At 61.5% G+C, this 15,281-nt stretch carries 14 protein-coding genes; all 14 read left to right on the plus strand.

The annotated features are described in order from the left end of the window. The first annotated feature begins 3 nt into the window (after positions 1–3). The 14 genes from nuoH to ACSQ3G_RS05505 all read left to right on the plus strand — a co-directional run bounded on the left by nuoH (position 4) and on the right by ACSQ3G_RS05505 (position 15,036). Positions 4–1,047 (plus strand): NADH-quinone oxidoreductase subunit NuoH, encoded by a 1,044-nt coding sequence (nuoH, locus tag ACSQ3G_RS05440; protein ID WP_038593139.1) that lies wholly within the window; start codon positions 4–6, stop codon positions 1,045–1,047. 39 nt (positions 1,048–1,086) lie between these two features. Further along, on the plus strand, positions 1,087–1,578 hold the full coding sequence (gene nuoI, locus ACSQ3G_RS05445; RefSeq protein WP_037080524.1) for an NADH-quinone oxidoreductase subunit NuoI: 492 nt from the start codon (positions 1,087–1,089) through the stop codon (positions 1,576–1,578). Between the two features lie 146 nt (positions 1,579–1,724). Continuing rightward, positions 1,725–2,339, plus strand: a complete 615-nt coding sequence (locus ACSQ3G_RS05450) for an NADH-quinone oxidoreductase subunit J (RefSeq protein WP_046635483.1) — start codon at positions 1,725–1,727, stop codon at positions 2,337–2,339. Positions 2,340–2,361: 22 nt separating this feature from the next. Further along, positions 2,362–2,670, plus strand: coding sequence for an NADH-quinone oxidoreductase subunit NuoK (gene nuoK / locus ACSQ3G_RS05455; protein ID WP_007772674.1), 309 nt, complete (start codon positions 2,362–2,364; stop codon positions 2,668–2,670). A gap of 7 nt (positions 2,671–2,677) precedes the next feature. Beyond that, positions 2,678–4,678 (plus strand): NADH-quinone oxidoreductase subunit L, encoded by a 2,001-nt coding sequence (gene nuoL / locus ACSQ3G_RS05460; protein WP_436109323.1) that lies wholly within the window; start codon positions 2,678–2,680, stop codon positions 4,676–4,678. After that, a complete protein-coding gene (locus ACSQ3G_RS05465; RefSeq protein WP_436109324.1) occupies positions 4,678–6,189 on the plus strand; it encodes an NADH-quinone oxidoreductase subunit M in 1,512 nt (503 codons plus the stop codon). The genes nuoL and ACSQ3G_RS05465 overlap by 1 nt, the downstream gene beginning before the upstream one ends. Positions 6,190–6,207: 18 nt before the next feature. Further along, positions 6,208–7,650, plus strand: a complete 1,443-nt coding sequence (nuoN, locus tag ACSQ3G_RS05470) for an NADH-quinone oxidoreductase subunit NuoN (RefSeq protein ID WP_436109325.1) — start codon at positions 6,208–6,210, stop codon at positions 7,648–7,650. Positions 7,651–7,652: 2 nt separating this feature from the next. After that, the gene (locus tag ACSQ3G_RS05475) at positions 7,653–8,423 is read left to right on the plus strand and encodes a biotin--[acetyl-CoA-carboxylase] ligase (RefSeq protein ID WP_436109326.1); all 771 of its coding nucleotides are present in this window, start codon (positions 7,653–7,655) and stop codon (positions 8,421–8,423) included. Between the two features lie 9 nt (positions 8,424–8,432). Continuing rightward, positions 8,433–10,100, plus strand: coding sequence for a ribonuclease J (locus ACSQ3G_RS05480; RefSeq protein WP_436109327.1), 1,668 nt, complete (start codon positions 8,433–8,435; stop codon positions 10,098–10,100). Positions 10,101–10,331: 231 nt separating this feature from the next. Beyond that, positions 10,332–10,736, plus strand: a complete 405-nt coding sequence (gene mce / locus ACSQ3G_RS05485; protein ID WP_436109328.1) for a methylmalonyl-CoA epimerase — start codon at positions 10,332–10,334, stop codon at positions 10,734–10,736. Positions 10,737–10,837: 101 nt separating this feature from the next. Next, the gene (locus tag ACSQ3G_RS05490) at positions 10,838–11,107 is read left to right on the plus strand and encodes a DUF1467 family protein (RefSeq protein ID WP_436109329.1); all 270 of its coding nucleotides are present in this window, start codon (positions 10,838–10,840) and stop codon (positions 11,105–11,107) included. Between the two features lie 542 nt (positions 11,108–11,649). Next, positions 11,650–12,975 carry a proline--tRNA ligase gene (gene proS, locus ACSQ3G_RS05495; RefSeq protein ID WP_105424864.1) on the plus strand — a complete coding sequence of 442 codons (1,326 nt, stop codon included), beginning with the start codon at positions 11,650–11,652 and terminating at the stop codon, positions 12,973–12,975. A gap of 55 nt (positions 12,976–13,030) precedes the next feature. Continuing rightward, positions 13,031–14,338 carry a lipoprotein-releasing ABC transporter permease subunit gene (locus ACSQ3G_RS05500; RefSeq protein ID WP_105437402.1) on the plus strand — a complete coding sequence of 436 codons (1,308 nt, stop codon included), beginning with the start codon at positions 13,031–13,033 and terminating at the stop codon, positions 14,336–14,338. Positions 14,339–14,352: 14 nt separating this feature from the next. Further along, positions 14,353–15,036: an ABC transporter ATP-binding protein gene (locus ACSQ3G_RS05505; RefSeq protein ID WP_436109330.1), complete on the plus strand. Its 684-nt coding sequence runs from the start codon at positions 14,353–14,355 to the stop codon at positions 15,034–15,036. Positions 15,037–15,281 lie beyond the last annotated feature (245 nt).

Here is a 15,281-nt window from a genome sequence, read left to right on the forward strand (position 1 = left end):
AACATGGACTCGTTCTTTTCCATCTACGTCTGGCCGGGCATCGTCATGGTCGCGCAGTCGCTTCTGCTGCTGGTCTGCCTGCTCGTCTTCATTGCCTATGTTCTGCTTGCCGACCGCAAGATCTGGGCGGCCGTGCAGCTGCGCCGCGGCCCGAACGTCGTCGGCCCCTTCGGCCTGTTCCAGTCCTTCGCCGACCTTTTGAAGTTCGTCTTCAAGGAGCCGGTCATTCCGGCTGGCGCCAACAAGGCCGTCTTCCTGCTCGCACCGCTGGTTGCCGTGCTCCTGGCCCTGTCGACCTGGGCTGTGGTCCCGCTCGCGGACGGATGGGTCATTGCCAACATCAATGTCGGCATCCTCTACATCTTTGCGATCTCCTCGCTCGAAGTCTACGGCATCATCATGGGTGGCTGGGCTTCGAACTCGAAATATCCGTTCCTCGGCGCGCTCCGTTCGGCGGCGCAGATGGTCTCCTACGAAGTCTCGATCGGTTTCGTCATCGTCACCGTGCTCCTCTGCGTCGGCTCGCTGAACCTGACCGATATCGTCAATGCCCAGCATGACGGTCTCGGCACGAGGATGGGCCTGCCTGCCTCGTTCCTCGATTGGCACTGGCTGGCGTTGTTCCCGATGTTCGTGGTGTTTTTCATCTCGGCGCTCGCCGAAACGAACCGCCCGCCCTTCGATCTTCCCGAAGCGGAATCGGAACTGGTCGCCGGCTTCATGGTCGAGTACGGCTCCTCACCATACATGATGTTCATGCTCGGCGAATACGCAGCCGTATGCCTGATGTGCGCGTTGACGACTATCCTGTTCCTTGGGGGCTGGCTGCCGCCGGTCGATATCTGGCTCCTCAACTGGGTACCGGGCATCGTCTGGTTCATGCTGAAGTCGATGCTCGTCTTCTTCATGTTCGCCATGGTCAAGGCCTTCGTACCGCGTTACCGCTACGACCAGCTCATGCGTCTTGGCTGGAAGATCTTCCTGCCGCTATCGCTTGCCATGGTCGTCATTACCGCATTCGTGCTGAAGCTGGCTGGGTGGGCGTGACCATGACCGTCCAGGCTTCCGGCATCATTGGAGAATAATATGGCAAGTCTCGGCCAAGCCGTGAATTCGCTGTTCCTGAAGGAGTTCGTCGGCGCGTTCTTCCTGTCGATGCGCTACTTCTTCAAGCAGAAGGCGACGATCAACTACCCGTTCGAAAAGGGCCCGGTCTCGCCGCGTTTCCGTGGCGAACACGCGTTGCGCCGTTATCCGAACGGCGAGGAACGCTGCATCGCCTGTAAGCTCTGCGAGGCGATCTGTCCTGCCCAGGCGATCACCATCGAGGCAGGTCCCCGCCGCAACGACGGCACCCGCCGCACGGTGCGTTACGATATCGACATGGTGAAGTGCATCTATTGCGGCTTCTGCCAGGAAGCCTGCCCGGTGGATGCGATCGTCGAGGGCCCGAATTTCGAATTCTCGACCGAGACGCGCGAAGAACTCTATTTCGACAAGGCGCGTCTCCTGGAAAACGGCGACCGCTGGGAGCGCGAAATCGCTCGCAACATGGCAATCGATGCGCCCTACCGCTAAGGCGGGGTGATTTGTCCGGTGCCGCCCATCAGCGGGCAATGCACCGGTGACATCTGGATGAAATACCCGGCGCCTATCACAAGGCCGGGTTTCGACGGGTAGGGGGCATTCGCCCCGATCCCGGTGAGGGACGAAAAGGCACCACGATGGGTCTGCAGGCAATATTCTTCTATCTCTTCGCGTTCATCGCGGTGGCGTCGGCGTTCATGGTCATTTCGGCCAAGAACCCGGTGCACTCGGTGCTGTTTCTCATCCTGGTCTTCTTCAACGCTGCCGGTCTCTTCCTGCTGACGGGCGCCGAATTCCTGGCGATGATCCTGCTGGTCGTCTATATAGGCGCGGTTGCGGTTCTCTTCCTTTTCGTCGTCATGATGCTCGATATCGACTTTGCGGAACTGCGCTCGGGCGTGCTGCAATATGCGCCGATCGGCATGCTGGTCGGCCTCATCGTCGCGGCCGAACTGGTGGTCGTCATCGGCGGCAGCGTGCTCACGCCGGAAGCGGCCAAGGCGATCACCATGCCGATCCCGAACCCGGCCAGCCGCACTAACACGGCGGCGTTAGGCGACGTGCTTTATACGAACTACGTCTACTTCTTCCAGATCGCCGGTCTGGTGCTTCTGGTGGCGATGATCGGCGCGATCGTGCTGACCCTGCGTCACCGCACCAATATCAAGCGACAGGATGTTTCCAAGCAGGTGGCCCGCACGCCGGCGACAGCCGTCGAAGTGGTCAAGGTCAAGCCGGGCCAGGGCGTCTGAGGCGGGAAAAAGGAATAAAGACATGGAAATCGGACTTTCCCATTACCTCACGGTCAGCGCCATCCTCTTCACGCTCGGCGTTTTCGGCATCTTCCTGAACCGCAAGAACGTCATCATCATCCTGATGTCGGTGGAACTCATCCTGCTCTCGGTCAACCTCAACATGGTGGCCTTCTCCTCCTTCCTGAACGACATCGTCGGCCAGGTCTTCGCATTGTTCATTCTGACCGTGGCGGCCGCCGAAGCGGCCATCGGTCTTGCAATTCTCGTCGTCTTCTACCGCAACCGCGGTTCGATCGCCGTCGAAGACGTCAATATGATGAAGGGCTGATCGGGTCATGATCTACAAGGCAATCGTCTTTCTTCCCCTGATCGGCTTCCTGATCGCCGGCCTGTTCGGCCGTTCGATCGGCGCAAAGGCGTCCGAATACGTCACCAGCGGCCTGATGATCATAGCGGCCGTGCTCTCCTGGATCGTCTTCTTCAACGTCGCGCTCGCCCATGGCGAAGCAGGCGAGGTGATCAAGGTTCCGGTCATGCGCTGGATCCAGTCCGGCGGCATCGACGTCGAATGGGCTTTCCGCGTCGACACGCTGACGGCGGTCATGTTCGTCGTCGTCAACACCGTCTCGACGCTCGTGCACGTCTATTCGATCGGCTACATGCACCACGACCCGCATCGGCCGCGCTTCTTCGCCTATCTGTCGCTGTTCACCTTCGCGATGCTGATGCTGGTTACGGCCGACAACCTCGCCCAGATGTTCTTCGGCTGGGAAGGCGTCGGTCTGGCCTCCTACCTGCTCATCGGCTTCTGGTACAAGAAGCCGTCGGCCTCGGCTGCCGCGATGAAGGCCTTCATCGTCAACCGCGTCGGCGACTTCGGGTTCGTTCTCGGCATTGCCGGCGTCTTCGTCCTGTTCGGCTCGATCAGCTTCGAGACGATCTTTGCCGCAGCCGCCACTTACCTGCCGGCTGCGGGCGCTCCGGAGGCGTCGCAGGTCATCGCCAACATCTTCGGCATGGAACTGACCAAGAGCGGTGCGATCACCATCGTCTGCCTGCTGCTGTTCATGGGCGCGATGGGCAAGTCGGCGCAGTTCCTGTTGCACACCTGGCTTCCGGACGCCATGGAAGGCCCGACCCCGGTGTCTGCGCTCATTCATGCCGCGACCATGGTCACCGCCGGCGTCTTCCTCGTCGCCCGCATGTCGCCGATCTTCGAACTGTCGCCCAGCGCTCTGCTGGTCGTCACGATCATCGGCGCGATCACCGCCTTCTTCGCGGCGACCGTCGGCCTCGTCCAGAACGACATCAAGCGTGTCATCGCCTATTCGACCTGCTCGCAACTCGGCTACATGTTCGTGGCGCTCGGCCTCGGCGCTTATGGCGCAGCGATCTTCCACCTCTTCACCCACGCCTTCTTCAAGGCGCTGCTGTTCCTTGGCGCCGGCTCGGTCATCCATGCCGTCGATGGCGAGCAGGACATGCGCTACATGGGCGGCCTCAGGAAGCACATTCCGGTCACCTTCTGGATGATGACGATCGGCACGCTGGCGCTGACCGGCGTCGGCATTCCGGGAACCATGTTCGGTTTCGCCGGCTTCTTCTCCAAGGACGTGATCATCGAAAGCGCCTACTCGTCCCATTCGGCGGCGGCGGGCTTCGCCTTCACGCTTCTGGTCATCGCCGCGCTGTTCACCAGCTTCTATTCCTGGCGTCTCGCTTTCATGACCTTCTTCGGCAAGCCGCGCGCCTCCGCCGACGTCATGCACCATGTGCACGAATCGCCGATGGTGATGCTGGCGCCGCTCTATATCCTCGCCGCTGGTGCGGTTCTCGCCGGCGTTCTGTTCGAAGGTTATTTCTTCGGCCACGAATATGCCGAGTTCTGGAAGGGCGCACTGTTCACGCTTCCGGAAAACAAGATACTCGAAGAGTTCCATCACGTGCCGCTGCTGGTCGCCTGGAGCCCCTTCATCGCCATGGCGGTCGGTTTTGTCACGGCCTGGTATTTCTACATCAAGTCGCCGTCGACGCCCCGTCGTCTCGCCGCTTCGCAGAAGGTCCTCTACGAGTTCCTGCTCAACAAGTGGTATTTCGACGAACTCTACGACTTCCTCTTCGTCCGCTCCGCCAAGGCGCTCGGCCGGTTCCTGTGGAAGAAGGGTGACATCGGCGTCATCGATACCTACGGCCCGAACGGCGTTGCCGCCCGCGTGGTCGACGTCACCAACCGGGTGGTCAAGCTGCAGTCCGGTTACCTCTATCACTATGCGTTCGCGATGCTGATCGGCATCGCCGCCCTCGTCACCTGGATGATGCTCGGGAGCTCGATCTAATGACCGACTGGCCAATTCTCTCGACGGTCACCTTTCTGCCGCTGGTCGGCGTACTGTTGCTGCTTCTGACACGGGAAGACGGCCCCTTCGGGCGCCGCAACATCCTCAACGTCTCGCTGTTCACGACGGTTTTCACCTTCATCGTCTCGTTGTTCATCTGGATCGGCTTCGACAATTCGAATGCCGGCTTCCAGATGATCGAGAAGCATGACTGGCTCGGCAGCGGCATTTCCTATCATCTCGGCGTCGACGGCATTTCCATGCTGTTCGTCATCCTGACGACCGTCCTGATGCCCTTCTGCGTGCTCGCCAGCTGGAATACGATCGAGAAGCGCCTCAAGGAGTACATGATCGCCTTCCTGCTTCTGGAAGTGGTCATGACCGGCGTCTTCGTTTCGCTCGACGTCGTCCTCTTCTACGTCTTCTTCGAAGCAACCCTCATCCCGATGTTCGTCATCATCGGCGTGTGGGGCGGCAAGGATCGCGTCTACGCCTCCTACAAGTTCTTCCTCTATACGCTGCTCGGCTCGGTGCTGATGATGCTCGCCATCATGGCCATGTACTGGCAGGCCGGCACCACAGACATTACCGCGCTCCTGAAATACGGCTTCCCGGCCGGCATGCAGACCTGGCTCTGGCTCGCCTGCTTTGCGGCCTTCTCGGTGAAGATGCCGATGTGGCCGGTCCACACCTGGCTTCCGGACGCGCACGTCCAGGCTCCAACCGCTGGCTCGGTGATCCTGGCCGGCGTCATGCTGAAGCTCGGCGGTTACGGGATGATCCGTTTCTCGCTCGCCATGTTCCCGATCGCGTCGGAACATTTCGCGCCGCTGGTCTTCTCGCTGTCGGTCATCGCCATCATCTACACCTCATTGGTGGCGATGATGCAGGACGACATCAAGAAGCTGATCGCCTATTCGTCGGTCGCCCACATGGGCTACGTGACCATGGGCATCTTTGCCGCGAACGTGCAGGGCGTGCAGGGCGCGATCTTCCAGATGCTGTCGCACGGCATCGTCTCGGGCGCACTCTTCCTCTGCGTCGGAGTTGTCTACGACCGTCTCCACACCCGTGAGATCTCGGCTTATGGTGGTCTCGTCAACAACATGCCGAAATACGCCGTCGCCTTCATGATCTTCACCATGGCCAATGTCGGCCTGCCGGGCACGTCCGGCTTCGTCGGCGAATTCCTGACGATCATCGGCGTCTTCCGGGTCAACACCTGGGTGGCTCTGTTTGCGGCCACCGGCGTCATCCTCTCGGCCTCCTACGCGCTCTGGCTCTATCGCCGGGTGATCTTCGGGGCACTCGAGAAGGAAAGCCTCAAAGGCCTGCTCGACCTTTCCGGTCGCGAAAAGCTCATTCTCTATCCGCTGATCGCGATCACCATCTTCTACGGCTTCTATCCGGCGCCGATCTTCGATGCGACGGCAGCATCGGTAGATCTGCTGGTGAACAATTATTCCGCAGCCCTGGCAGCAGCGAAAGACCTTGCACTCAACGTGCACTGAGACGGGACACGACTGGACATGACCGCTGAAATTCTCTCCCTAAGCCTGCAGCTCTCGATGCCGGAGATCATCCTGGCCGTGGGCGCGCTCGCTCTTCTGATGATCGGCGTCTTCTCCGGCGACAAGTCCGCGCCGACGGTGACGGGGCTTGCGGTAGCGCTGCTGGCGGTCGCCGGCCTCTGGCTGATCTTCATGCCAGGCGAGGGCGTTGCCTATGGCGGCGCCTTCAAGCTGGATGCCTTCAGCCGCTTCATGAAGGTCCTGGCGCTCATCGGTTCGATCACCGCCATGGTCATGTCCGTCGGCCATGCGAAGTCGGATCAGCTCAACCGTTTCGAGTTCCCGGTGCTTCTGGTACTCTCGACGCTCGGCATGCTGCTGCTGATCTCGGCGAACGACCTGATCGCGTTCTATCTCGCCCTCGAACTGATGTCGCTGGCGCTCTACGTCATCGCCGCCTTCAACCGGGACAGCCTTCGCTCGACCGAAGCCGGCCTCAAATATTTCGTCCTCGGTGCGCTCTCCTCCGGCATGATGCTTTACGGTATGTCGCTGGTCTACGGCTTCACCGGCAATACCGGCTTTGAAGGCATCGCCAAGGTTCTTTCCGCCGAAACCCGCGGCCTGGGCCTCATCTTCGGCATGGTCTTCGTGCTCGCCGGCGCCTGCTTCAAGATTTCCGCCGTGCCGTTCCACATGTGGACGCCGGACGTCTATGAAGGCGCGCCGACCCCGGTCACCGCCTTTTTCGCGGCCGGCCCGAAGGTCGCCGCCATGGCGATCCTGGTTCGCATCGTGTCCGACGCCTTCCTGCCGCTCGTTGCCGATTGGCGCCAGATCATCGTCTTCGTGTCGATCGCCTCCATGCTGCTCGGCTCGTTTGCCGCGATCGGCCAGCGCAACATCAAGCGACTGATGGCCTATTCCTCGATCGGCCACATGGGCTACGCGCTGGTCGGCCTTGCCGCCGGCTCCGAGACGGGCGTCTCGGGCGTCGTCCTCTACATGACCATTTATATGGTCATGACGCTGGGCACCTTCGCCTGCATCATGGCGATGCGCCGCAAGGAAGGCGGCAATGTCGAGAATGTCGACGATCTCGCCGGCCTCTCGTCCACCAAGCCGTTCATGGCGGTGGTGCTGACCGCGCTGATGTTCTCGATGGCCGGCATTCCGCCGCTCGCAGGCTTCTTCGCAAAATACTTCGTGTTCGTCGCGGCAATCGAAGCCAAGCTCTATGCGCTGGCCGTCATCGGCGTGCTCTCCTCGGTCGTCGGCGCCTATTATTACCTGCGCATCGTCAAGCTGATGTGGTTCGATGAAGCCAAGGGCGAATTCGCCCGCATCTCCGGCGAATTGCGCCTGGTCTTCGGTCTCTCCGGCCTCTTCGTCGTGGCCTATGTGCTGATCGGCGGGCCGATCGGCACGGCGGCAAGTGCTGCCGCGAAGTCCTTCTTCTGAGAATGCCGGGAGCAAGGGGCCGTTTCTCGCTCGATGCGTTCCGTCACGAGGCGCTCGACGAGGTCGGATCCACCAATAGCGAATGTCTCGCCCGCGCTCGCGCGGGCGATTCCGGTTTGTTGTGGCTGACCGCAACGCGGCAGCTCGCCGGCCGCGGCCGCCGTGGCCGGGCCTGGACATCGGAACCGGGCAATCTCTATGCTTCGCTGCTGCTGATCGATCCTGCGCCACCGGAGAGGATCGGCTCGCTGCCGCTCGCGGTCGCGGTCGCGGTCCATGCCGCAGTCAGGTCGGTTCTGCCGCCGGGCGGCGAGCCGCTCGACGTCAAATGGCCGAACGATATCCTGATCGGCCGCAAGAAGACCTGTGGCATCCTTCTGGAGGGCGAGGGGCTGTCGGATGGCCGCCGCGCGCTCGTCATCGGTATCGGCATCAATATCCGCCACATGCCCGATAGTGCAGCCTACGCGGTCACGCGGCTTGCCGACCACGGCGCAAACGTCTCGCCGGAGGAGCTTTTCGCGCATCTTTTCAGGGAGATGGCGCAGGTTCTGGAAACCTGGGATGAGGGCCGGGGCACGCCGGAAATCAGCCGGCGCTGGCGCGAGGTCGCCTGCGGCATCGGCGAAAAAATCACCGTGAACCTGCCGGACCGCTCGCTTGTTGGTACATTCGCAGGTATCGATGACAAAGGATTTTTGCTGCTCGACACCGGACTGGGCGCGCTAACGTCGATCGCCGCCGGTGATGTATTTTTTCAAGGAATGGAATAGACAAACAAAATGGCAAACCAAGAAGAACTGGTGTTTCTGCCGCTTGGCGGCGTCGGCGAGATCGGCATGAACCTCGCCCTCTACGGCTATGGAACGCCGGAGAAGCGCCAGTGGATCATGGTCGATTGCGGCGTGACCTTCCCGGGGCCGGACCTGCCGGGCGTCGATCTCGTGCTGCCGGATATCCGCTTCCTCGCCAGCCAGCGCAGCCATCTCAAGGCGATGATCATCACCCACGCGCATGAGGACCATTACGGCGCCATGAACGACCTCTGGCCGGGTCTCAATGTGCCCGTCTACGCGTCGCCGTTCACCGCCGGTATGCTGGAGGCCAAGCGCAATTACGAAGGTTCGCGCGCCGAAATCCCGGTGACGATCTTCAAGGCAGGCGACCGCATCAATATCGGCCCGTTCGAGGTCGAGGCGGTCGGCGTCAACCATTCGATCCCCGAGCCGATGTCGCTGGTCATCCGCACCCCGCTCGGCAACGTTGTCCATACGGGCGACTGGAAGATCGACCACGCGCCGTCGCTCGGGCCGTTTACCGACGAGGCTCGCTTCCGCAAGATTGGCGACGAAGGCGTGCTGGCGCTGATGTGCGACAGTACCAACTCCATGCGCGAGGGCGTTTCGCCCTCCGAGGAGGAAGTCTCCGAAGGCCTGCGCAAGATCATCGAGGCCGCCGAGGGTAGGGTGGCGATCACCACCTTCTCCTCGAATGTCGGCCGCATCCGCTCGATCGCCCAGGCAGCGGACGCTGCCGGCCGCGAGGTCCTGCTGCTCGGCTCTTCGCTGAAACGCGTCGTCGGCGTCGCCCGCGATATCGGCATCATGGAGGGCCTGAAGCCTTTCATTGCCGAGGACGAATACGGCTATATCCCGCGCGACAAGATCGTGGTGATCCTGACCGGCAGCCAGGGCGAACCGCGCGCGGCACTCGCCAAGATCGCCCGCGACGAGATGCGCCACGTGGCGCTGACCTCAGGCGACACGGTGGTGTTTTCCTCCCGCACAATTCCCGGCAACGAGAAGGCGATCATCGAGATCAAGAACGGCCTGATCGAGCAGGGGATCAAGATCGTCACCGACAGCGATGCGCTCGTCCACGTCTCCGGCCACCCGCGCCGCAGCGAACTGGTGCAGATGTATGAGTGGACCCGCCCGCAGATCCTCGTGCCCGTCCACGGCGAGGCCGCGCATCTGACGGCCCAGGCCGAACTCGGCGCATCCGTCGGCATCAGCAGCATTCCGCGCGTCAGGAACGGCGATATCCTGCGTCTGGCGCCCGGCCCAGCCGAGGTGATCGGCGATGCGCCGCATGGGCGTATCTTCAAGGACGGCAAGCTGATCGGCGACTTCGAGGAAATGGGCATCGGCGACCGCCGCAAGCTCTCCTTCGTCGGCCATGTCTCCGTCAACGTCCTGCTCGACGCCCGCTATGACTTCGTGACCGATCCCGATCTCATCGCCTTCGGCCTGCCGGAATTCGACGACGAGGGCGAGGACATGGAGGATACGCTCTACGACGCCGTGCTCGGCGCCGTCGAAAGCATTCCGCGCGCCCGTCGCAAGGATCTCGACATGGTCCGCGAGGCCATCCGCCGCGCCGTCCGCTCGACCGCCAACGAGGCCTGGGGCAAGAAGCCGATCGTGACGGTGTTCGTTACTCGTCTCTGAGGGGACGGGTTGTTTGCCCCTCATTTGCGATTTCTAACACTTAGCCTTTGGCTAAGATGTTGAAATCGCTATCTCTCCCACAAGGGGAGAGATAAGAGTGCCGCGGCGCCGCAGTCCTACCTCCCCCATGGCGGGGGAGGAAGAAAAATCAGCATCTTAGCCGGAAGGCTAAGTGCTAGATTTTTCAGGTGAGGGGACGGGAATGGATGCAGTTCCCGAAGGAGGACAGACATGCTCGGACGCGTCAATCACATCGCCATCGCCGTGCCGGACCTTGGCGTCGCGACCACGACCTATCGCGATACGCTCGGCGCCCGCGTCTCCCAGGCCCAGGCCTTGCCCGAGCATGGCGTCACCGTGGTCTTCGTCGAGCTCCCCAACACCAAGGTGGAACTGCTCGAGCCGCTCGGGCCCGATTCGCCGATTGCGGCCTTCATCGAGAAGAACCCGTCCGGCGGCATGCACCATATCTGCTACGAGGTGGACGATATCATCGCCGTCCGCGACAAGCTGAAGGCGTCCGGTGCGCGGGTCCTCGGAGACGGCAATCCAAAGACCGGAGCCCATGGAAAACCTGTGCTTTTCCTGCATCCGAAGGACTTCAACGGCACCCTGGTCGAGCTCGAACAGGTCTGAGTCCCGCAACTGTGACATCACGTCAGGCGATGCAGATTTGAGCTTGTGGGCCTTTAGGCCTATAAGGCGCCAATTCTTCGAACCGGAATCGAGTTGAGACCATGCCGCTTTTGACGGTCGCCGCCATCTACTTCATCATCTGGTGGACCGTGCTCTTCATCGTCCTTCCACTCGGCTATCGCAGCCAGCAGGAAGACGGCGATGTGACCAACGGTACTGTGGAAAGCGCCCCGGCCCGGTTTCGCGGCGGCCGCGTCATCCTCTTGACGACCGTGATCTCGACGCTGCTCTATTTGGGATACTATGTTGCATCCGCCTATTTCGGCGTCGGCATTGCCGATATTCCCGTCATCGTGCCGACCTTCGACTGAAGCGCACGAATAAGGCAGGATCATCGGGAGCCTGTCATTTCCTTGTCATGATTTGCAGGCATAGGAGCGGCGGCGAAGGCACCCGCGTGGCCGTCCAGACTGGCGAAAAAGCAAAAAAAAACAAGGCGGTTAAGCCTTGTTTCTAGTGTCGCGTGATCCTTAACCGTTACCGGGGCTGCGACAAGCGCGCCTAAGATCTGATCCTCCCAAGACTTGACCGCGAAATGGCAAGAATTTGAACTCCTTGCCTCTTTTGTGAGCTGAACCTAGCCCAAAGGATGTGCTTTGTCATCCGCTTTTTTTGTATTTTTGCTACACTTCGATAAAATTTTTCGGTTGACAAAAATGTCGCACACTTGCCACGAAATCTCCGCTTTTGGCAGGTCTGGAAGTGCCGGCGCAGATTCGTGAACAACATGCGATTCATGCTGGGGCGGGTTCCCTTGGGCCTGAGGAACGGCTATGTACCCTCCCAATATTGTTGAAGAAAATGGCCGATTCCTCGCCTGCTGGGGATAGGCCTGACAACCTCGGAAATCGCGATGCGCCTGTCCCGCTATTTTATGCCCATCCTGAAGGAAAACCCCAAGGAAGCGGAAATCGCGTCCCATCGGCTGATGCTGCGTGCCGGCATGATCCGCCAGCAGAGCCAGGGCATCTATTCCTGGCTGCCGCTCGGCAAGCGGGTGCTCGACAAGGTCAACGCCATCATCCGCGAGGAGCAGAACCGTGCCGGCGCCATCGAGGTGCTGATGCCGACGCTGCAGTCCGCCGAACTCTGGCAGGAAAGCGGCCGTTACGACGCCTATGGCAAGGAAATGCTGCGCATCAAGGACCGCCAGGAGCGGCCGATGCTCTACGGCCCCACCAATGAGGAAATGATCACGGACATCTTCCGGTCCTACGTCAAATCCTACAAGAACCTGCCGCTCAACCTCTATCACATCCAGCTGAAGTTCCGTGACGAGATCCGTCCGCGCTTCGGCACCATGCGCTCGCGCGAGTTCCTGATGAAGGACGCCTATTCCTTCGATCTGACCAAGGAAGCCGCCGAGCATTCCTATCGCAAGATGTTCACCGCCTATCTGCGCACCTTCTCTAGGCTCGGCCTCAGGGCGATCCCGATGCGCGCCGACACCGGCCCGATCGGCGGCAACCTGTCCCACGAATTCATCATCCTGGCCGAGACGGGCGAGTCGGAAGTGTTCTCCCACAAGGATTTCGTCAACTTCGACATCCCCAGCACGGACACCAATTTCGATGACGTCGAGGCCATGCAGGCGGTCTTCGACAAGTGGACGTCCGTCTATGCCGCGACCTCGGAAATGCACGACGAGGAGGCCTTCAACGCCATCCCTGAGACCGACCGGCTGTCCGCCCGCGGCATCGAGGTCGGCCATATCTTCTATTTCGGCACCAAATATTCCGACCCGATGGGCGCCAGGGTGCAGGGCCCGGACGGCAAGGAACACCCTGTCCACATGGGTTCCTACGGCATCGGCCCGACACGCCTTGTTCCCGCCATCATCGAAGCATCGCATGACGACAACGGAATCATCTGGCCGGCATCGGTCGCGCCGTTCGACGTCGTGGTCATCAACATGAAGCCCGGCGACGAAGCCTGCGACCGAATCTGCGAAACGCTTTACGGCGGCCTCGCGACGGTCGGCAAGGACGTGCTCTACGACGATACGGACGAGCGCGCCGGCACCAAGTTCGCGACCGCCGACCTAATCGGCGTGCCGGTCCAGGTGATTGTCGGGCCCCGCTCCGCCGCGTCAGGCGAAGTGGAGGTCAAGGACCGCAAGACCGGCGAGCGCGAAACGCTGACCGTCGAAGCGGCCATGAACAGGCTCGCCGGCCGATAAAGCCGGCAGGCGTATCACGGCGGATTTCCCGCCTTCGGCAGGTTGAGGAAATGGCATGGCGAGTGTCGCGGCGAATGGTGAAGCGGTAAAGGCGGGTGGTTCGCCTGCGGCCGGTCCTTTCTCGGCTTTCGAGCGGATGGTCGCCTGGCGTTACCTGCGCTCGCGCCGCCGCGAGGCCTTCATCTCGGTCATCGCCGGTTTTTCCTTTATCGGCATCATGCTCGGCGTCGCGACGCTGATCATTGTCATGGCCGTCATGAACGGTTTCCGCACCGAGCTGATCTCGCGCATTCTCGGCATCAACGGCCACATGATCGTCCAGCCGATCGACGGGCCGCTCACCGACTACGCTGAGCTCACCCAGAAATTTGCGGCCGTCCCGGGGGTCAGGATGGCGCTGCCGCTGGTCGAGGGCCAGACACTGGCATCGGGCCGCGGCGGTGCAGGTTCCGGCGCGCTGGTGCGCGGTGTCCGCCCGGAAGATCTCGAAAAGCTGTCGGAAGTCGCCGGCAACGTCAAGTCGGGCGATATGGTCGGTTTTGCCTCGGGGCAGGGGGTTCTGGTCGGCTCCAGGCTCGCAGCCCAGCTCGGCCTCTCCGCCGGCGACCAGATCACGCTGATCTCGCCGGAAGGCGACGTGACGCCGATGGGCGTCAATCCGCGCGTCAAATCCTATCCGGTCTCCGGCATTTTCGAAATCGGCATGTCGGAATACGACGCGACGATCATCTATATGCCGCTCGAGGAATCGCAGCTCTATTTCAATGCCGACGGCATCGTTCAGTCGATCGAGCTGTTCATCGACAATCCCGACAATGTCGACGAACTGCGCCCGAAGATCGAGGCCGCGGCCGGCCGCCAGATCTTCATCACCGACTGGCGGCAGCGCAACCAGACCTTCTTCTCCGCGCTTCAGGTGGAGCGCAACGTCATGTTCATGATTCTGACCCTGATCGTGCTGGTGGCGGCGCTCAATATCATCTCCGGCCTGATCATGCTGGTGAAGGACAAGGGCAGCGATATCGCCATCCTGCGCACCATGGGTGCGGGCGCCGGCGCCATCATGCGCATCTTCTTCATGACCGGGGCGGCGATCGGCCTCGTCGGAACGTTCGCAGGCGTGCTGCTCGGCGTGGTTGTCTGTCTCAACGTCGAATCGATCCGCCAGTTCTTCTCCTGGATCTCGGGCACCATCCTCTTCGATCCGCAACTCTATTTCCTCAGCCAGCTGCCGGCGGAGATGAGCTTTGGCGAAACCTTCTCGGTGGTCATGATGGCGCTCGTCCTCTCCTTCATCGCCACCATCCTTCCGGCATGGCGGGCCTCCCGGCTCGATCCTGTCCAGGCCCTTCGATACGAATAGGACCCACATCCTTCATGGCACCCAAAACCGTCTTGCAGCTCTCGGGCGTCGAACGTCACTATGGCCAGGGCGAGACCACGCTTTCGATCCTGAAGGGGGCTGATTTCGACCTGAAGACCGGCGAGATCGTCGCGCTAGTCGCCCCGTCGGGCACCGGCAAGTCGACGCTTCTGCATCTCGCCGGATTGCTCGAACATCCCGATGCCGGCGAGGTCTTTCTCGCCGGGCGTGCCTGCAACGGACTTCCCGATGCGGAGCGCACTGCGATGCGCCGCAACCAGATCGGTTTCGTCTACCAGTTCCACCATCTTCTGCCGGAGTTTTCCGCGGTCGAGAACATCATGATGCCGCAGCTGATCGCCGGCCTCTCCAAGGCCGAGGCGAAGGAGCGGGCAAGCCAGCTTTTGGACTATATGCGCATCGGCCACCGCGCCGAGCACCGCCCCTCCGAACTGTCCGGCGGCGAGCAGCAGCGCGTGGCGATCGCCCGTGCGGTCGCCAACGCCCCGCGCGTGCTTCTTGCCGACGAACCGACCGGCAATCTCGACCCGAAGACCGCATTCTATGTCTTCGATGCGCTGGAAGCCCTGGTGCGCCAGTCGGGCCTCGCGGCCCTGATCGCCACCCACAACCACGACCTCGCCAGCCGCATGGACCGCCGCGTGACGATCGAGGGCGGCAAGGTCGTCGAGATGTGAAGAAGGCGGACATCTGTGCGGATGGATTCTCGGGTCGAGCCCGAGGATGACGCCTCTGGGTGGTGTGCTCCGCCCCTTCCTCCGTCATCCTTATCTGTTGCGTTGGTTTTGCTTTGAGTTGAATCTGAGCAGGCCGGCGGCGTACCTTCGTCATCCTTGGTCTGAGAGACCGTGCCCGAGCGCGGTACGCCGCCTTTAGACATGCTTCCACCCGAACAGTTGACCGGGAGGCCGTTGGCGCGGCG

The sequence above is a fragment of the Neorhizobium tomejilense genome, assembly GCF_964254135.1.
Classification (GTDB): Bacteria; Pseudomonadota; Alphaproteobacteria; order Rhizobiales; family Rhizobiaceae; genus Neorhizobium; species Neorhizobium tomejilense.